General features: G+C 54.3%; 17 protein-coding genes and 1 tRNA gene. 5 read left to right on the top strand and 13 right to left on the bottom strand.

Features of this window, described 5'->3' with window-relative positions:
* Positions 1-51: 51 nt before the first annotated feature.
* Positions 52-852, bottom strand: coding sequence for an acyl-ACP--UDP-N-acetylglucosamine O-acyltransferase (gene lpxA, locus VH413_14550; protein HEX3799911.1), 801 nt, complete (start codon positions 850-852; stop codon positions 52-54).
* A 246-nt stretch (positions 853-1,098) separates the two neighbouring features.
* Between lpxA and VH413_14555 the strand changes: the two genes are divergently transcribed.
* A complete protein-coding gene (locus tag VH413_14555) occupies positions 1,099-2,208 on the top strand; it encodes a hypothetical protein (protein HEX3799912.1) in 1,110 nt (369 codons plus the stop codon).
* Positions 2,209-2,336: 128 nt separating this feature from the next.
* Here the strand turns inward: VH413_14555 and radC are convergent, their stop codons facing one another.
* The 9 genes from radC to fabD form a co-directional block, all read right to left on the bottom strand.
* A complete protein-coding gene (gene radC, locus VH413_14560) occupies positions 2,337-3,047 on the bottom strand; it encodes a DNA repair protein RadC (GenBank protein HEX3799913.1) in 711 nt (236 codons plus the stop codon).
* Complete coding sequence (locus VH413_14565) at positions 3,044-4,348, bottom strand: thymidine phosphorylase (GenBank protein HEX3799914.1); 1,305 nt, start codon at positions 4,346-4,348, stop codon at positions 3,044-3,046. Before VH413_14565 ends, radC begins: the two co-directional genes overlap by 4 nt.
* 92 nt (positions 4,349-4,440) lie before the next feature.
* Positions 4,441-5,910: a DnaJ domain-containing protein gene (locus VH413_14570; GenBank protein ID HEX3799915.1), complete on the bottom strand. Its 1,470-nt coding sequence runs from the start codon at positions 5,908-5,910 to the stop codon at positions 4,441-4,443.
* Between the two features lie 59 nt (positions 5,911-5,969).
* Positions 5,970-6,485 (bottom strand): hypothetical protein, encoded by a 516-nt coding sequence (locus tag VH413_14575; GenBank protein ID HEX3799916.1) that lies wholly within the window; start codon positions 6,483-6,485, stop codon positions 5,970-5,972.
* Complete coding sequence (locus tag VH413_14580; GenBank protein ID HEX3799917.1) at positions 6,482-6,796, bottom strand: hypothetical protein; 315 nt, start codon at positions 6,794-6,796, stop codon at positions 6,482-6,484. Before VH413_14580 ends, VH413_14575 begins: the two co-directional genes overlap by 4 nt.
* Before the next feature lie 39 nt (positions 6,797-6,835).
* Positions 6,836-8,095, bottom strand: a complete 1,260-nt coding sequence (gene fabF / locus VH413_14585) for a beta-ketoacyl-ACP synthase II (protein ID HEX3799918.1) — start codon at positions 8,093-8,095, stop codon at positions 6,836-6,838.
* 70 nt (positions 8,096-8,165) lie between these two features.
* Complete coding sequence (acpP, locus tag VH413_14590) at positions 8,166-8,411, bottom strand: acyl carrier protein (protein ID HEX3799919.1); 246 nt, start codon at positions 8,409-8,411, stop codon at positions 8,166-8,168.
* Between the two features lie 168 nt (positions 8,412-8,579).
* Positions 8,580-9,323 (bottom strand): 3-oxoacyl-[acyl-carrier-protein] reductase, encoded by a 744-nt coding sequence (gene fabG / locus VH413_14595; GenBank protein ID HEX3799920.1) that lies wholly within the window; start codon positions 9,321-9,323, stop codon positions 8,580-8,582.
* 96 nt (positions 9,324-9,419) lie between these two features.
* Complete coding sequence (gene fabD, locus VH413_14600; protein ID HEX3799921.1) at positions 9,420-10,349, bottom strand: ACP S-malonyltransferase; 930 nt, start codon at positions 10,347-10,349, stop codon at positions 9,420-9,422.
* Positions 10,350-10,785: 436 nt separating this feature from the next.
* Between fabD and VH413_14605 the strand changes: the two genes are divergently transcribed.
* A complete protein-coding gene (locus VH413_14605) occupies positions 10,786-12,489 on the top strand; it encodes a PRC-barrel domain-containing protein (GenBank protein HEX3799922.1) in 1,704 nt (567 codons plus the stop codon).
* A gap of 143 nt (positions 12,490-12,632) precedes the next feature.
* On the top strand, positions 12,633-13,625 hold the full coding sequence (locus VH413_14610) for a mechanosensitive ion channel domain-containing protein (protein HEX3799923.1): 993 nt from the start codon (positions 12,633-12,635) through the stop codon (positions 13,623-13,625).
* Positions 13,626-13,653: 28 nt separating this feature from the next.
* On the opposite strand, the gene VH413_14615 is transcribed toward VH413_14610, so the two are convergent.
* From VH413_14615 to VH413_14625, 3 genes are all read right to left on the bottom strand, one after another.
* Positions 13,654-13,738, bottom strand: a tRNA-Leu gene (locus VH413_14615).
* Between the two features lie 114 nt (positions 13,739-13,852).
* Entirely contained in the window at positions 13,853-14,749 is an 897-nt protein-coding gene (locus VH413_14620; protein ID HEX3799924.1) for a UPF0236 family protein, read from the bottom strand.
* A 151-nt stretch (positions 14,750-14,900) separates the two neighbouring features.
* A complete protein-coding gene (locus VH413_14625; GenBank protein HEX3799925.1) occupies positions 14,901-15,173 on the bottom strand; it encodes a hypothetical protein in 273 nt (90 codons plus the stop codon).
* 429 nt (positions 15,174-15,602) lie between these two features.
* Between VH413_14625 and VH413_14630 the strand changes: the two genes are divergently transcribed.
* On the top strand, positions 15,603-17,363 hold the full coding sequence (locus VH413_14630; protein HEX3799926.1) for a sensor histidine kinase: 1,761 nt from the start codon (positions 15,603-15,605) through the stop codon (positions 17,361-17,363).
* On the top strand, positions 17,360-17,992 hold the full coding sequence (locus VH413_14635; GenBank protein ID HEX3799927.1) for a response regulator transcription factor: 633 nt from the start codon (positions 17,360-17,362) through the stop codon (positions 17,990-17,992). Before VH413_14630 ends, VH413_14635 begins: the two co-directional genes overlap by 4 nt.
* Positions 17,993-18,175: the final 183 nt, after the last annotated feature.

Here is an 18,175-nt window from a genome sequence, read left to right on the forward strand (position 1 = left end):
CACTTGTTTCAACCGGCTCATTATCAAGGGTATCCAAAGTGCCGTTATTGGTCATTCCTCCTCGTCACTGGCGCCGGGCGCGTTTCGGACGTCGGCGCAGAGGCCGCGTTTTGTTCCGGCGACGAAGTCCATGAGGATTTTTGTCGGCGCGCCGGTGAATTCTTTTTGTGCTTGTGCCAGAGCATCGCGCAATTTTTGTCCGCTGCAAAACAGGTGGCGATACGCGCGCTTCAACTCGAGTCGTTCCCCTGCGGTGAGCCCGGCGCGGCGCAGGCCAATGATATTCAAACCGCAAATTCCATTATCGCCGCGCGCGATGGTGTAGGGCGGGAGGTCTTTGCTGATGGCCGAACCACCTTGCATCAAGGCAAGGGTTCCGATGCGGACGAATTGATGCGCGAGACAATTACCGGAGAGAAAGGCGCGGTCGCCAATCGTCACGTGTCCGCCCAGCAAGGCGCCGTTCGCGAGGATGACGTGATCGCCGAGATGGGAATTGTGGCCGACGTGGCTGTGGGCCATCAGCAGGCAGTTGGAACCGATGATCGTGTCTTCGGTAATTTTGTTGGAGCGATGCACGGTGACGTGTTCGCGAAAGACATTGTGCCCGCCGATGCGCAGGCGCGTGGGTTCGTCGCGATATTTCAAATCCTGCGGCGCATCGCCGATGACGCAACCGGCATGAAAATGATTTTGTTCGCCGATGCTGCTTAACCCGGTCAGATAAACATGCGGCCCGACGACGCATCCCGCTCCGAGTTCCACTCCCGCGTCAATCACGGCGTAAGGGCCGACGCGCACGGTGGAATCCAATTTCGCTTGTGGATGAATGATGGCGGTTGAATGAATCATGAAATTAAAATGACTTTGCGCCATTGTTCAATTTTGCGGGCGTTAGTATAGCAAAATTTCGGCGGCCATGTCTCGCAACTTTGCAAGTTCGATGACGAAACATTAGCCTTTCTCACGCCTGATAAATTAAAAAAAGTTCATAAGCGCGATTAATCGTGACATTCGTTTTAGCCAATGCCTATATGGTCAAAACTCACGCCGATGCTTTCAAAAATGAGCATCGAAAATAAAAATTATTCGACCGCTATGAACTCATTTAAAACGCACACCTTTTTTACCGTCCTGGCCGCTGTGGCCCTCTCTGGATCGCATGCGATGGCGCAGGAAAATGCCGAGGCGCGTCCATACAAAATCGTCAATTCCGCCCAGATGATGGGAGTCGGCGGTGTGGATTATGTTTATGCCGACAATGATCAGCGGCGTATTTATGTCCCGCGCGGCGGCGAGACGTTGGTGTTCGATCTCGACACGTTGAAATCCGCGGGCGTCATTCACGACACGAAAAGCGCGCACGGCGTCGCGGTGGATCCGAAGTCGCATCACGGTTTCAGCAGCAGCAGTCCCGTGGTGATGTGGGACAGCAAGACCCTGGAGACGATCAAGAAGATTGACGTGAAAGGGCGGCCGGATGGAATTGAGTATGAGCCTTTGACGCAGCGCATTTATGTCCTAAGCCACAGCCAGCCCAATGCGACGGTGATTGACGCGAAGGATGGTTCCATCGTGGGCACGATAGATTTGGGCGGTTCGCCGGAACAGGGCGCGAGTGACGGGCGCGGGCATCTTTATGTGGATCTCGAAAACAAGGACAGCATCGCCGTGGTGGATGTGAACACGCTCAAGGTCACCGCGCATTATGATCTCGGTGGCAAAGGCGGCGGTCCGGGTGGCCTTGGCCTCGACAGCAAAAATAATATTCTCTTTGCCTTCTGCCACGAACCGGCGGTGTGTGTCATTTTAAATGCGGAACACGGCGTCATCCTCGACACGCTGCCGATCGGCAAAGGCACGGATGGCGGCGGTTTCAATCCGAACACGATGGAGGCCTTCAGTTCGCAAGGCGACGGTACGTTGACCATCATCAAGGAAAACAGTCCGACGAGTTTCAAGGTTGAACAAACTGTGCAGACCAAACCGCGCGCGAAGACCTGCACGCTGGACGAAAAAAATAATCAAATCGTTTTGATCACGCTGGAGCGTCCGCAAACGCCTTCGCCCGCTGACACTGCCGCTCAACAAGCTTCCGTGCCGCCGCAGGTTCGCGCCGCCGAGACGGCTCCCGGTGATAATCCCGGTGCGCGCCGCGGTCGTTTCAACGGACCAGCGATGCTGGATATTCTGGTTGTGGGGCGGTGAACGAAGTTGAACCACCTCTCCCCGCAAGCGGCGGAGAGGGAGAAGAATCATGCGCGTCGTAAGCTTACGATGCGTTCGTGAAATCGTGCGCGAGGTTTAGTTTTTTTAGAGAAGTGACCGGTTATCTATTAGGCGCCGCAGTAACCCAGTTCGCGGAGTGAAACGAAATCGCGCGGGCGCTCTTTGGTGCGGCGGCCGAGGATGACGTGATCGAGGACTTCAATCTTCAGCAACTGGCCGGCGCGGATGAGATCGCGCGTGACTTTGATGTCGGCGTCTGAAGGCGTGGGATCGCCGCTGGGATGATTGTGAACGAGGATGATGGCGGAGGCATTCGCGCTGATGGCGGCCTTGAAAACTTCGCGCGCGTGAACGAGCAGGGTGTCCAGCGTGCCTTGCGAAACGATGTCCACGCGGATCAATTTCCGGCGCGTGTTGAGCATGACGATTTGAAAATGTTCGACTTCGTAATGGCGGTTATCCTCGCGCAAAAGATCGGCGATGCTTTCGGGATTGTCGAGCACGGGCGCTTCCTGGCGAATTTCGAGCACCATGCGGCGCGCCAGTGTGAACGCGCTTTTCAAAGCGATGGCTTTATCGCGGCCAACACCTTTGATCTTGCGCAAATCCTCGAGCGACGCGCGCGAAAGGCCGTCGAGCGTGCCGAATTTTTGCAATAACTGTTCGGCGATCTGAATCGCGGAAACGCCTTTCATGCCGGTGCGCAAAAGAATGGCCACCAGCTCGGAATTTTTTAACGCATCCGCGCCGTGCGCTACGAGGCGTTCGCGCGGACGTTCGCTGTCGGGCAAATCCTTGATGCGGATGCTTGTGCTCATAGGACTTCGTAAATGAGTTGAGATTTGGCGGGCGCGGCATCGGCGATCTGGAAAGCGGTTTTCAAACGCTCCAGCGCGGTTTGTGCCTGAGCTTTTCCGACGGCATGCACGCGGCAGAGCAATTCGTCCACTGCGATTTTTTCGCCGACCGCCGCCATTTCGTCCACGCCGACTTCGGGATGAATCACGGTTTCTTTCGTCAAGCGGCCTCCGCCGAGATCGCGAACGACTTCGCCGATGATGCGCGCGTTGCAGCCGGAAATAAAACCATCGCGCTCGGCTTTTAACTCCATGACGACGGGAGCGGTGGAATCGCGTTGCAATTTCTTTTCGGTGGCGTCGGCATCGGCACCCTGGGCGGCAAGCATCTCGTTCCATTTCGCGCGCGGTTTGCCGGAAGCGAGACATTGGAAGGCGAGTTGGCGGCCAGCTTCGACACTCGCAACCCGTTTCGTCTGCTCCAGCAAATGCGCGGCGAAGGCAATCACCAGTTCGCGCAAATCATCGGGACCGCGGCCTTCAAGGCATTCGACGCTTTCTTTCACTTCAAGCCAGTTTCCCGCGGTGCGGCCGAGCGGCGTATCCATGCCGGTGATGAGCGCGCGTGTCTTGACGCCGCATTCATTCCCGAGCGCCACCATGGCGGCGGCGAGTTGCCCGGCGCGTTCGCGCGTGGGCATGAAAGCGGCCGCCCCGAATTTCACATCGAGCACCAGCGCATGCAAACTCTCCGCAAGTTTTTTAGAAAGAATGGAGGCGGTGATCAGCGGAATGGACGGGACGGTGCCGCTGACATCGCGCAAGGCATACATCGCTTTGTCCGCGGGAACCATGCGCGCGGTTTGCCCGCAAATAACGCAGCCGACGGTTTGCACATTTTTCACGATGCGTTCCAAATCCAGCGCGGTCGTGAAGCCGGGAATGGATTCGAGTTTGTCGAGCGTTCCACCGGTGATGCCGAGACCGCGGCCGGAAATCATCGGCACGCGCAAGCCGAGGCACGCGAGCAAGGGCGCAAGCGGCAGCGAAACTTTATCGCCGACGCCACCGGTGGAATGTTTGTCCACGAGCGGGCGCGGGTCGTTGGGAAAGGTAAGGACGTCCCCGGAATCGCGCATCGCGAGCGTGAGGCCGCTCGTTTCCTGCGTGTTCAATCCGCGAAAAAAAATCGCCATGAGCATGGCGGACATCTGGTAATCGGGAATTTTTCCACCAACGTATTCGGAAATGATTTCCTTGATCTGCGAAACTTCAAGCGCCTGCCCGTCGCGCTTGGATTCGATGAGGGAGAGAAAGTTCATGCTGCTATTTTTGTTCCACCGCAAAAGATTTCACCGTGACCGTGCTGCCCGCTGGCCCGATTCCCACCGTTCCAGTCAGCGCGTGGTAATCCTTAATTCTGAAAATGAAGCTGGCCGTCAATGAACACCTTCATGCCCTTGTCCCAAATTTCCCACGTCACCTCATGCCATTCGTTCGGATAAATAAGTCCTCGTCCGGCCACAGCCGTCAAGTCTCCGGTGAATGGATCATGCACTCGCAATTCCGAGGGGTTGCCTCCCCAATTGAAAATCACCCGGCCCGCCGGCCCGGCGTAAAGCCGCAGATCGGTCGAATCCGTTTTCGCCACGGTGTGAATGATGAAAGGAACATGAAAAACATTTGTGCTCTTCAATAGTGTCATGGCCGCCACGCTCGTGAGGCTGCTGGCATATAAAGAAATGCCGTCCGTGCTTCGTGTTATCGTGGGATTACTTATGGAAACCATCGAAGACAAAATATCGTTCGGAATCGGCGCGGGCTTCACCAGATTACCGGATGTCTTCGGTTCAATTGGCGTCCGGCTTTCGATACTAAAATTTTTCACCGCAATGGAATCACGATTGCCGCCGATCCCAACCAGTCCATCGATGCGCCGATAATTTCCTTTGCCCTCGAAAATCGTTTCGCCATCCGAAGTCACCCTCATGGTGTTCGTGGTGATTTCCCAAACCAACTTGTGCCATTCATTCGTGGCGAGAAATCCTTTTTTGGCCACGGCAGACATCGCGCTGGTCACGGGATCGTGGACCCGCAGCTCAAACGGATTGTCGGCCCAATTGAAGATAACCATGCCCAATCCGTAAATCAGCCGGAGATCGGCGAGGTCGGTTTTCACGGTTGCGCGGATAGTAAGCGGCGCGCGATATGGATGAGTAACGCGAAGCATCGCACGATCTCCTTTTGGAGTTAAAACCAAACCGTCCGCGGTCTTCGCGGCATCCATGTCATTGAAAGGAACCATTTCGGCGAGCAGATCCGTGGAAGAAGTGTTGATCGGCGGGGGCGCGGGTTCGGTTTCCTTTACGGCGGATGTTTCGGGAACGGTTGCCGGATGGTTCGTAGGTTCGGGCGGTGATGAATCGTTGTTGGTGCCTGGAGCGACGGCTGCTGGAGATTCCGTCGGCGCGTTCGGGCGGTTTTGAGATTTCCAATAGAAAAATAATCCGGCGAAAATCACCAGGACGACAACTGCGATAATTCCGATGGCTCCCGATTTTCGTTCAGGCGCTTCGGGTGAATCGGCAGCAACTTCCTCTTCAACTGGCGATTTTTCTTGAGCGGGCGGCGGCACGACGGGTGGGGAATCCGTCTCTGGAGCCGCGATTTGAACTTCGTTCTGAAAGGCGTTGGCGATTAGAAAATCATAAGCGGCATTGATTTCCTTGAGTTTTTCCTGCGCCTTTAACTGCAAGCGTTCGTTGCCCGCAAAACGGTCGGGATGCCAGACCTGAACCAAGTCGCGGTAGATGCTTTTTAGGTCTTCCAAAGACGTGCCCGCATCCACGCCAAGAATTTTACGACATCTGGAAATCTCATCCATCACGCCAAATTATTGAGATTTCGCGGAGCAATTAGCAAGTCAATCAAGGGACGAAAAATTTATAACGATAAGAGGCGAAGTTGAGTGAAGTTGCGGACATCTATATTTCTTTTTCCAAGCAGGGCCGCCAACTTAAAATCTGTTGTCAGCACAAAAAATTTTCCCGCGGCCACCTTGCTAATCGCAGTATCGGTCAAACCAAACTCGGGAAAATATTCCTGCTGAGACAATTCTTTTGAAGGGGAATAATGCTCGTCCGATTCCGTGATAAATAATCGGATCACATTGCAAAACTTCCATCGGTCTTTGCCTTTAAGTTTGTCGGAATGATTGCTTACCTCGGTAAGAATGTGTGGAGTTGTGATGAGATTCTTAAAGCGTGAGATAATTTCACAAAGCAGGTCGAAATCCGATTCGGAAAAACGCTGATTTGAAATGGGCTTGAACCTTTGGATTAAACTCCGGTTGGTCAAACCAACCAAATAAAGCATCAGGATATTCGTATCAAGCAGGATGGCCTGCTTGCGATGTTTTCCAAAAATATTTTCCAATATTTCTGAATAATCCGCGCTCATTCCATGGCGCGGATTTTCATCGAAACGACTTTTCCCGTTGTCGCATCCACTTTAAAAATCTTATATTTTGCTTTTGGCCCGCCTAAAAGGAGGCTCTCCAAATTGATATGATTCGATTTGGCCACCTTGGGTTTGCCATTGGGTGTCTCAAATCCTAAAGTAATCAGCCAATATTTTTCATCTTCAGATAACTCCGCTTCTTCCAGACTGAAATTAATAGCCGTTGGAAAAAGTGCCTGAGAATATTCCATCGCAGATTTGGCCGCTTGCCGCACGTCCAATAAGTTTGGCTGTGATTTTACCGAAATCATAGGACAGTTTAACGCAAAGCCCGCTGTTCTGAAAGCCAATTAACCCAAAAACTTTTTCGCGGCGATGGTCGCGTTGTGGCCGCCGAAACCGAACGAGTTGTTCAGGATGGCGTTGACCTTCATCTCGCGCGCGGTGTTGGGGACGTAATCCAAATCGCATTCGGGATCGGGATTTTCGTAATTGATGGTGGGCGGGACGGCATCGGTCTGGATCGCCTTGGCGCAGGCGGCCATTTCAATCGCCCCAGCCGCGCCGAGCATGTGGCCGGTCGCGCCCTTGGTGGAACTCACCGCGAGCTTGCGGGCGTATTCGCCAAAAACGGTTTTGATGGCCTGCGTCTCGCAGATGTCGCCCTGCGGAGTCGAGGTGCCGTGGGCGTTGACGTAAGAGATGTCGGAAGGATTCAGGCCGCCATTGCGCAAGGCCATTTTCATGCAGCGCGCCGCGCCTTCGCCTTCGGGCGCGGGGGCGGTGATGTGGTTGGCGTCGGCGGTGTTGCCGTAGCCGACGATCTCGCAATAAATTTTCGCGCCACGCGCTTTGGCGTGTTCCAATTCTTCAAGCACGAGCACGCCCGCGCCTTCACCCATGACGAAACCATCGCGTTCCTTGTCGAACGGACGGGAGGCGCGTTGGGGTTCGGCGTTGCGGGTGCTCATGGCGCGCATGGCGCAAAAGCCGCCGATGCCCATGGGGACAATCGTGGCTTCACTGCCGCCGGCAAAAATGGCATTGGCATCGCCCATCTTGATTGTGCGCCAGGCTTCGCCGATGGCATGCACGGAAGTCGCGCAAGCGGAGCAGGTGGCGAAATTTGGCCCGCGCAATTTGTGATACATCGAAAATAATCCCGAGGCCATGTTCGAGATGAGCATGGGAATCATGAAGGGCGAAAGCCGGTTCGGCCCGCGCTCGCTTAACACGGTGTGTTGTTCCGAGGTGGTTTTCAGGCCGCCGATGCCGGAGCCGATGAAGACGCCGATTTCATCGCAATTCAGCTTGGACAAATCCATGCCGGAATCGAGCAGCGCGTGGTAACCGGCGGTGACACCGAATTGCGAGAAACGGTCGGTGCGCTTGACTTCCTTGGGATTGGGAAAGCCCGGACCGGGAACGAAATCCTTTATCTCAGCGGCGATTTTGCAATCGAATTCCGTGGCGTCAAAGGAAGTGATCTCGCTGATGCCGCATTTGGCGTTGAGGAGATTATTCCAGAAGGGTTCGATGTGTTGCCCGAGGGAGGAAACCACGCCAATGCCAGTGACAACGATCCTGCGCTCGGTCCAATTGCTTACCATAAAATATAGACGGGGCAGCTTGAGCTGGCGACAGCCAAAACCGCCCCGTGTCAGTTCGTACCGCGGTTAATTATTTCTGCTCGATGTCTTCGATGTATTTGATGACGTCGCCAACGCTCTGCAATTTCTCGGCCTGTTCGTCGGGGATTTCGTGGCCAAATTCCTCTTCGAGCGCCATGACCAATTCCACCGTGTCGAGCGAATCCGCGCCGAGATCCTCGATGAACTTGGCATCGGGCGTGACCTGGTCGGCATTGACTCCAAGTTGCTCGACGATAATATCTTTTACTCTCTGCTCAATAGTTTTTTCAGCCATGGGTTACTCCGTTTCTGTTTATGTAGTGTCTGTCTAAGCCACGTTCCAGAAAGCGTCAAGCCCTGAATCGTGAAAATCTTTCATTGTCTGTGATGTTTTTGCATCGTTGCGGTTGCAAAGCAACCTCTTTTCTGTAGCCACTTCGCGAGGTCGCGTCCAGCGTCAATTTCACATGACCATGCCGCCGTCCACCGTCAAAACCTGCCCGGTGATATATCTGGCGCCCGGACTCGCCAAGAATAGCGCGGCGTGGGCGATGTCTTCCGACTGGCCAAGGCAATTCAACGGGATTTTTTTGAGCAATTCAGTTTTGAATTCCTCTTTCAGCCCGGCGGTCATGTCGGTTTCGATAAAACCGGGCGCGAGCGCGTTCACGGTGATGCCGCGCGAAGCGAACTCGCGCGCGACGGATTGGGTGAGGCCAATGAGGCCGGCTTTGCTTGAGGCGTAGTTGCATTGCCCGGCGTTTCCAATCAGGCCAATGACGCTGGCGACATTAATAATGCGCCCGGAGCGTTGCTTGATGAAACTGCGCGAAAGCGCGCGGATGAAAAGAAAGGCGCCTTTGAGATTTGTGTCGAGCACGGTGTCCCAATCTTCGTCGGCCATGCGCATCAGGAGGCCGTCGCGGGTGACGCCTGCATTGTTGACGAGGATGTCCACGCGGCCGGCGTCGGTGAGAATTTTTTCGGCGGCGGCATTCACGCTGGCGGTGTCGGACACATCCACGGCGTAGGCCCAGGCCTTGCGCCCGAGCGCGCGCACTTCGGCGGCGACCTTCTCGGAATTTTCCGCCGTGCGCGAGACGCAGGCGATGTCCGCGCCTTCGGCGGCGAATTTCAAGGCAATCGCGCGGCCGATTCCCCGGCCCGCGCCCGTCACCACCGCAACTTGATTGGCTAATTGACTCATAAGTTCGAGGGCCGATTTTTTGACAGAACGCGGCGAATGAACAGATTTATTTTTGGATTTATTTTTGCGCGAACGAGAACAAATGTTTTAAGCATTTCAATTTTTTAATTGCGCCACCGTCGCCGCGAGACTGGCTGAATCGGAGACATTCAGCATCTGCGCGGTGGGTTCGATGCGTTTCATGAAGCCGCTCAGGGCTTTGCCGGGGCCGAGTTCGATAAAGCGGGTGAAGCCTTGCGCGAGCAGATAGCGCATGGATTGTTCCCAGCGCACGGCGGAGGTGACTTGTTCGACGAGCAGTTGGTGGATTTCGGCGGGTGTGCCGTGGGGTTGCGCGCTAATGTTGGCGATCGTGGTGGTTTTTGGCGCGCGCAGGGGAATGGCGGAGAGTGCGTGTTGCAATTTTGGTTTTGCGCTCGCCATCAAGGCCGAGTGATAGGCGCCGGCGACGGGCAAGGGAAGCGCGCGTTTTGCGCCTTTCGCCTTGGCGAGTTCGCAGGCGCGTTCGATTTTTTCAGCGACCCCGGAGATGACGAGTTGGCCGGGGCAATTCAAGTTGGCGAGTTCGACGCCTGCTTCGGCGCACGCTTCGCGGGTGGGGGCTTCGTCGAGTCCGATGATCGCGGCCATGCCGCCGCGCGTGACTTCGCAGGCTTCCTGCATGAATTGGCCGCGCTGGCGGACGACCCGCAAGGCGTCCGGAAAATCCATCGCGCCCGCGGCGGTGAGCGCGGTGAATTCTCCGAGGGACAATCCGGCGGTGGCATCGAAAGTGAGGCTCGACACTTGTTCGCGCAGAAGTTGAAATGCAATCCAGCTTACGAGAAAAATTCCCGGCTGCGCATTTTCTGTCTTGGTCAATTCGGCTTCCGGTCCGGCGAAACAAATCTGCGCAAGATCGTAGCCGAGCGCGGCGTTGGCCTGGTCGAACCATGACCGCGCTGAGGGAAAGGCTTCGGCTAAATCTTTGCCCATGCCGACGACTTGCGCACCCTGACCCGCGAACAACAATGCTGTTTTGCTCATAAGTAAAAATCACTAAACCATAAAATGGGCGGAGAGCGAAAGCCTGATTTGATGCCGTTGGTGTGATTTGAATTGACGCAGAGGCGCAGAGGTTCTTGCGGACGGCCACTGGGAGAAGAAATTACACATTTCTGAATGAGTTTTGATTCGTGTTCAATTCGTGGTTTTAAGTCTTTGTTTTTTCTCTGCGTCTCTGCGCCTCTGCGTTAAATAAAGTTTTGAGAAAAGGGGCGAGTTCACAAGAGGCTTTTCCGCAAGTTGCAATCTTCCCGCGGCTGGCCTTAGTGCAAGTTGCGCAAGGCGGGCATTGCAAAGTACCCGCGCAAAATGCCCAACGTATTGAAGCTCAAGCATATTTCTACCGCGTCATTATGTCGGCATTCTTTCAGCTATTTGAGACGAGCTTGGCAACAACAACCAAACCAATAAGCGATTTATGAAAAAACAAATGATTCTAGCCGTGAGCGCCACTACGTTGACGCTCTTTTCCGTCAGTGTTCTGGCCGATAATTTGAACAACACAAATTATCCGAATTCAAATTATCCCGACGCCAATCACTATTCCCGCGACACGGATGCCGCGCAGTTCCATCGGCAGCGCCGCAACGGTGAACTTGGCAAGGCCGACCACCTCATGGGCATGGCCGTAAAAAATGACGCAGGCGAAACCATCGGCAAAGTGAGAGACCTCGCGCTGGATTTACAAAATGGCCGGATTGTTTCGGTCATCGTCGCAGCGGGCGGCGTGATGGGGGTGGACCGCAAACTCGTCGCGGTTCCGCCTTCGCTGTTCACGATTGATGAAGGGAACAAGACACTCCGCACCAGCCTGGACAAGAGCCAGTTGGAAAATGCGCCCGAATTCAAAATGAGCGATTGGAAGAACGCCACGCAAGCCAGTCAGATCCGCGAGTCCTATCAGTATTATGGAGTGCCAACTTATTTCGGCGCATGGTCGGCTTCAAATGAAGACCGCATCAATAATGTCAATAATGTGAATTACACCAGCAGTCCCGTGGGAAATGGCAAAGCGCGCGACCTTACCGGCCAGCCAAATAATACCGCGGACAGCGTGAATGCCGCCGCTAATGCCGCCGCAGTCGCCGATAATTCCAGCACCAATACGGGTTCGCGCGCAGATGCACGGGATTATAGCGGCGCTCCCGCGAACAACTATGCGTCGAACAATTATACAAACAACGCCGGCCTCGGCAATGGCAAGGCGCGCGACGTCAACGGCAATTACACGACGAATTTACCTGATGGAAATGTGGTGAATACGGGCAGCAGCGCCAGTGTTACGCCTTATGCCAATCCCAGCCAGGAAGGCAACCTCAAGCCGCGCGAAGCGGCGGGCATGTATGCGCAACAGGGAACGACCTATTATTCATTCCCAAGTCCTACTGGTGGAACCAACGCTTATTATCATTCAGCCAGTTATTATGACCGCCAGCATCCGCAAAATATTGGTGAAGTAGTGAGTGGCCGGAAGGTGATCGGCTCGACGGTCTATGACAGCCAGAACGAAAAAGTCGGCAAGGTGGAGAACTTCGTCATTGATCTGCAATCGGGCCGCATCGTCGAAGTGGTTTTGGAATCCGGCGGGTTCCTGGGCATCCACGATCAATATACCGCGGTGCCACCACAATCGGTTCGTTATAACACCGGCGACTCGCGCATCACAATGGATGTGACTCGTGATTCGCTGCAATCGTCGCCGCATTTCCGCGACCAGGATTGGGAAACGGCGAACCAGCCGGAGCGGATCAACGACATTTATCGCAGTTATCATGTGGAGCCCTATTTCACGCAGGATGCGGCAGACAACACTGCCCGCAATGTGCGTGACCGCAGCGGCGATACATTGACGCCCGCGGATCAGGGCAATAGCAAGTCCGACATCCAAACCACTGCGCAAATCCGCAAGGCAGTACTGCAAATTGACAATCTTTCAGTGGATGCCAAAAACGTGAAGATCATCACCCGCGATGGTCACGTGACCTTGCGCGGCGTGGTGAACAGCGACCAGGAAAAGCACGAAGTTCTTGAGGCCGCGAAACGCATCAGCAGCACCGGCGAGGTGGACGATCAGTTGGACGTGAAGGGCACCACTCCGATTTCAACGGACTCAGCCAAATAATTGGCCGGGGCCAGCGAAGCTCAACCGCAAGGCTGAGACTAATACGCCCTCCCAGATCCGAAAGGTGCGGGAGGGCTTTTGTCTGCCAGATTTAAATGCTCTGAATGAATACCAGCACTAACGCGCCAGACTTTTTTGAAAAGGTGTTAGCCCATACCCCGGTCGAACATTTTTGGCATGAGACCCCGGTGATCGTACATGCGGGGTTGATTATCATTGTCGCTTTTCTGATCCATCTCTTCGTCAAATTGATTCACGCCATCAGCGAATGGCTCATCAAAAAAGACCAGGCGAAAAAATCCGCGTTCGGGTTCGTCACGGAAAAGCCGAAGTTTGTGACCATCGTGCAACTCGTGGTGAGCGCGGTGACCTTCGGGGTATATTTTATCGCCGTGGGGCTGGTATTTATCGCGCTGTTTCATTTTAGCGATACTTTCCTGAAAACCTATTTGTCGAGCGCGGCGGTAGTGGGACTGGCGCTGAGCTTTGGTTTACAGGGGTTGGTGCAGGACGTGGTGACGGGAGTGACGTTGATCCTGTCGAATGTGATGGATGCGGGCGACATCGTGGATTTGTCCGGGGTGGTAGGTCGTGTGGAGCAAATCGGTTTGCGTTTTACGAAAGTGATCAATTTTTTCAACCAGGAAATTTTCGTGCCGAACCGGAACATCGTGAACGTGGCGCGTTTTCCCCGTGAGGGCGTGTATGCCTACGCCGATGTCCAAATCTCGCGGCAGGCCGACCAGGAAAAAGCTGCGCAGATGGCAAATGACGTGGCCAAAGGCATCTGGTCGCAATTCGGCGCGATCGTTTTGGCCGAGCCGAAGCTTGGGACAATTCAAGTGGCCACGCCGGGCGGATGGAATTATCTGCGAGTGCAATTCAAGATTTGGCCGGGCCAAACTTTGATCGAGACCGCCTTCCGCCCGCAGATGGTGAGCGCCATGAAAGCCTTTGATCCGAATTACGCCGACTGGATGGTTCCGGTGACTTACCGCGCGATTTCGGTCACGGGTGTGCAGGACAAAGCAGCCCTTGGACGCGCCATAAAACTTCAACCGCAGCCGGGAGACGAGAGGGCTCAAGTGAATGTCAGGAACGGCTCGTATTCGGAAGATATGCGGAGGACCCGGTGATAGAAGCGAGTCCAAACTTCGAAGAAAATGGTGCCCACGACAGGACTTGAACCTGTACGATGTTACTCACTAGAACCTGAATCTAGCGCGTCTGCCAATTCCGCCACGTGGGCATCTTGATAACCGAACCCTCAAGATCGCCATACACCATATCAGAGGAAGGTTCATGAACGCAAGCGGCCAATTCAATGCCCTTGGAAATGGGGTGTGATTAGAAGTGGGTGAGATTAATTCCATAGGGACTGCCATTGATGGTTGGCTCTGAGGACGCGGAGATGGGCGATTTGGTCGGCGGAGTCTTTGAGCCAGACCGCGCCAGCCTTTTTGAGTCGGGCATGGAGGACATGGCGGTGCCCGGACTCGATCATGCCGGAGCCGATCGGCAAACCCAAGTTCAGAGCGCGCGGGTAATCCAAGCAGTCCAGCCGATTGCTCAAATAGCGATGACCGTTGCGCACCGGCGCTTCTTCGTCCGGAGTTTCGACCGATTCCAGATGCTCGGCCAGACTTTCAATTACTGGCTCAATGGCTCCCCGCCGCAGCCTTTTCTGCTGTGTCCGGCGCCATTGATCCGGGTGACTGCCCCGACAGCTTGGGGCCGCTGCTCCCAAATATTCGCTGACATGAAAAAAGTCGCACAAAAAGTTTCCTTGCGCCCCAAACACCTCCCGGCTTTGCAACCGAATCCAGTCCGCCCCATCTCCTACCGCGTGAATCTGGCTGTTCAATCCCCAACCCGCTTGGCGTGTGCAGTGCCCCCAGCGCCGCCCGGTTTCTTCCACGCTGCCGAACGTGGCGGCATAAACCGTGGTGGCGCTATCTTTGGCTTGCGCTGCCACCAACCGCATCTCCCTCCATTCCCGGGGACGTTGGCCTTGTCTGGCTCCTGGTTCCACGGTGCAGATCATCGTTCCATCCGTCTCCGCAATCACATGCTCCGCGCCCACAGCCGGCAGCACCCGAAAGGACTGCGCATAGTCCCCTTGCAGTTTTTGCCGCGCCCGCTGGGCGTGTTCCAAAGTGGCCGTCCGCACCGCACTGGCCCCAATCTCAAAGCCATAATGCTCCTGCACACTTTCCGCTGCCCGCGCGAAGGAATGTTCACAGCCGAAATCCGTCAGCACCCGTTCCAACCGCCGGGATTTTCCCCGCGGGGTGACGCCCAATCGCACGGGCAAAGCCCGCAAGTAACTCTTGAGCGGACTGCACCAGATCCGTTCACTCACCGCGACCAATCCAAAAACGCACCACCATTTCAGCGTTTTTTTTTACGGCTCAATACCGTCGCATCCTGACTTTGAGTTCGCGGCTTATACGCTCCTCGGCTCCGACGGCCCATTGGTTCATGGTGGCATTGCCCAAACGTCGCATCTCCTGGATTAATAACTCCTCCACCTCGTCCGCTGTTTTCAGCGGACCCTCCATGCTGCTCGCAATTTCCAGAATGCTTCGCAGTCGCTCCATCATCTCCGGGCGTTGACGCAGTTGCTCGATGAGCCGCGCTTCTTGCTGGCTCAACACCGCCGAACCATTGCTTTTGTCTTTCATCCCAACTGTAATGCACCAAGTGGCTAAATTTGTACATTTTATTCGGCAGAAATCTCAACCTTCTTTTCTCACCCACTTTTAATCGCACCCTTGGAAATGGAATGACCGGTATTACGTACATTGAAGACCAACAAACCGCGCAAAACGAGTCCGCCGAATTCCACTCGAAGATGCGACAACGCCGGCGCAAGCGAAACAAAAGTTGGAAGATGTGGTCGTGGCCCGTCACAAAGACAAACGGCCGGTTCTGAAGCTCGCCTCGAAATTCAGTGAGTACGCCGAAAATATCTACCTGCCATCGGGATGCTAAAGATGCCATGTGCGTCTCGACCATTAAAACCAAAGGTTATTTATGGCCGTGCCCTTGACAGCTAAAATAGGATGGTGAGCGTAACCCGACTGTTTACCCGGCTTGTCCAATAATATCGCATGATCAAGCGCATCACATTCATTGCCCTGGCTGTGTGGGCAGGATTCGCTTGCGAGCGATTATCCGCGCAAACGCCGATCACGAACCGATCAAGTGAGATATTCACCGTCCAATCCGTTTACGTGAATGACAAACAGATGCCGTTACGTCGGAATAGCGTGAACCTGGGAGCGTATCCGGAACACATCAGTTTCTATTTTCCAAGAGGCACCAATTCCTCGCAGCAGCCGATTCGGGTACGGTTCAAATTGGAAGGGTACGATACCAAATGGCATGATTCGCGAGGGGACATGACCTTGACCATCCGGTATTTCAATCGCGCCGGCGATCAAGTGTCGCAGAATATTTTTAACGTCACCGGCGACAGCCCGGGATGGACGGGGTCTTTGCAGACATCACAGTTAAATCATCGCCGAGAAACGCTGGTAATGCCGCCGAAGGCAGCGACGCTAAGAGCGGTTATTTCTTCGGCTGGCCCGGCAACAGCGGTGGGAGTCTATGTAGTGGCCAACTTAACGATTTCTCAAATCACCACAAATTCGCAGCCGGTATTGATATTGGCAACCCCGTCTGATCTCGATTTGAATGAGGAAACCAATCCGACGTTGTCCGGATGGATTCGTGATGGTCTTCACAAAAGCATGGCTAAAATCGTGACTGTGGGGGAGAACCCCAAGCACAAAGCGTTTGCGATTTTGGATGATGATCCGACCAGCCATGCCGAATGGCGTAACATCTTTCGGAATGATGAGCATGTGGTGACTCCGGGAGATCGCCTGGTCGTGGAGTGGGACGAAATGTACAGCATTGGAGACGGAAATGTGACGGCGGCACATTACGATCATCTGCCGGAGGGAAATTATCAGCTTCATGTCGCGGAGGATGACATTTTCGGGAAGCCCACCGGGCGCGAGGGTTTTTTGAATGTAGTGGTGCCGCCACCGTTTTGGATGACGGCATGGTTTGGGGTGATTGTTACTGCATCTGTATTTGCGATTGTTTTGGGTAGCGCGCGTTACCGGGTATGGCGCAGGATAAGACGGGAAATGTTGCACTTAAAAAATCAGGAGGCGCTGCATCGGGAACGGTTGCGGATCGCCCAGGATATTCACGATGATCTGGGCGCGCGCGTGACGCAAATCTCGTTGCTCAGCGCCATGGCTCCGAACCGCGCTTCGTTCCCCGAGCAAGCGCGGGCGGATTTTGACAAGATTTCCCGGGTATCCCGGGAATTGATTTTTGCCCTTTATGAAACCGTCTGGGCGGTGAACCCGGAGAAAGACAACCTGGAAGCTCTGGGCAGTTATCTTTGTCAGCAGTTGGATGAACTGTGCAAGTTGACGCATTTGCGCGGCCGATTTTATGTGCTCGACCTGCCTTCGGATGTAAATATCTCCAGCCAGGTTCGGCATAATATTTATATGGCGGCCAAGGAAGCGGTCATTAACGTGATGAAACATGCCGGGGCTTCGGAGGTGACCGTGCACATGGCTTTTGTTAATGGGCTGCTGACTTTATCCATTCATGATGACGGCTGCGGCATTCCAGCGAGCGGGAGCCGGGCGGGTAATGGGTTGGTAAATATAAAGCGGCGTTTGGAAGACGTGGGGGGAAATTGTGTGATTGAAAGCCGCCCGGGATTTGGAACCACCATCCGCATCGAACTGGTCATTTCATCGTTCAACTCGAGCAACGACAAAACAATTCGTCTTTCGCCGATCCAGAAAATCGCGGCAGAAAAATCCGTAAATAAATCATGAAAAAATCGGTGGTAGTGGTCGAAGATGATCCGGGATTGCGGGAGCAATTAGTGGAGATCCTGGATCAGGCGGCAGACATAAAATGCGTCGGCGCCTTTGAGTCGGCGGAAGAAGCGCTAAAGATCGTTCCGATTCAAAATCCGGATGTCGTCCTAATGGATATTGGATTGCCGGGTATGTCGGGAATTGAGTGTGTGGTGGAATTAAAAAAAACGACACCGAGCGTGCAGATTATCATGGTGACGGTTTATGAAGACAGTGAGCGCATCTTCAGGGCATTAAAGGCGGGGGCCAGCGGTTATCTGGTGAAATCCAGCCACCCTGATGGATTGCTTGATTCAGTCCGGGATTTGTTCGGTGGCGGGGCGCCGATGTCGAGTCATATCGCGCGCAAAGTGGTCATGCATTTTCATCTTCTCGGTCCTGCCGAGACGGAAGGGCAAAATCTCTCGCCGCGTGAAGGGCAGGTATTGTCATTGCTGGCATCGGGACTGACCTACCGGGAAATCGCAAAAAAATTGGAAATTGGAACTGAGACGGTGCGGAGTCATGTGAAAAATATTTGCCACAAAATGCATGTGCGTAATCGAGTGGAAGCAGTGGCAAAGCATCGTCCCAATACTGATTGAAGCTGGGCGCGACCCTCAGGCATCGCTATAAAGAAAGAGTTGGCGATGAGTCTCGAGCGAGTCTTTTTTTAAACTTAATTTTTTATCTTTCTGTATCCGAGTTGCCCTAACGGACGGACAACCAGTTTTTAATCCTCGCGCGGTTGCGAAATTTTCGATTTTTGATTTGCCGAAGACGCAACC

Source organism: Verrucomicrobiia bacterium (assembly GCA_036268055.1).
Lineage (GTDB): Bacteria > Verrucomicrobiota > Verrucomicrobiia > Limisphaerales > Pedosphaeraceae > DATAUW01.

Bases quoted from the DNA above. Each gene is read 5' to 3' on its own strand.
- acpP (HEX3799919.1), bottom strand. From the start codon at position 8,411: ATGGCTGAAAAAACTATTGAGCAGAGAGTAAAAGATATTATCGTCGAG.
- VH413_14635 (HEX3799927.1), top strand. From the start codon at position 17,360: ATGAAAAAATCGGTGGTAGTGGTCGAAGATGATCCGGGATTGCGGGAG.
- lpxA (HEX3799911.1), bottom strand. From the start codon at position 852: ATGATTCATTCAACCGCCATCATTCATCCACAAGCGAAATTGGATTCC.
- radC (HEX3799913.1), bottom strand. From the start codon at position 3,047: ATGAGCACAAGCATCCGCATCAAGGATTTGCCCGACAGCGAACGTCCG.
- VH413_14625 (HEX3799925.1), bottom strand. From the start codon at position 15,173: ATGAAAGACAAAAGCAATGGTTCGGCGGTGTTGAGCCAGCAAGAAGCG.
- VH413_14605 (HEX3799922.1), top strand. From the start codon at position 10,786: ATGAAAAAACAAATGATTCTAGCCGTGAGCGCCACTACGTTGACGCTC.
- fabD (HEX3799921.1), bottom strand. From the start codon at position 10,349: ATGAGCAAAACAGCATTGTTGTTCGCGGGTCAGGGTGCGCAAGTCGTC.
- fabG (HEX3799920.1), bottom strand. From the start codon at position 9,323: ATGAGTCAATTAGCCAATCAAGTTGCGGTGGTGACGGGCGCGGGCCGG.
- VH413_14630 (HEX3799926.1), top strand. From the start codon at position 15,603: ATGATCAAGCGCATCACATTCATTGCCCTGGCTGTGTGGGCAGGATTC.
- VH413_14555 (HEX3799912.1), top strand. From the start codon at position 1,099: ATGAACTCATTTAAAACGCACACCTTTTTTACCGTCCTGGCCGCTGTG.
- VH413_14565 (HEX3799914.1), bottom strand. From the start codon at position 4,348: ATGAACTTTCTCTCCCTCATCGAATCCAAGCGCGACGGGCAGGCGCTT.
- VH413_14575 (HEX3799916.1), bottom strand. From the start codon at position 6,485: ATGAGCGCGGATTATTCAGAAATATTGGAAAATATTTTTGGAAAACAT.
- fabF (HEX3799918.1), bottom strand. From the start codon at position 8,095: ATGGTAAGCAATTGGACCGAGCGCAGGATCGTTGTCACTGGCATTGGC.
- VH413_14570 (HEX3799915.1), bottom strand. From the start codon at position 5,910: ATGGATGAGATTTCCAGATGTCGTAAAATTCTTGGCGTGGATGCGGGC.
- VH413_14580 (HEX3799917.1), bottom strand. From the start codon at position 6,796: ATGATTTCGGTAAAATCACAGCCAAACTTATTGGACGTGCGGCAAGCG.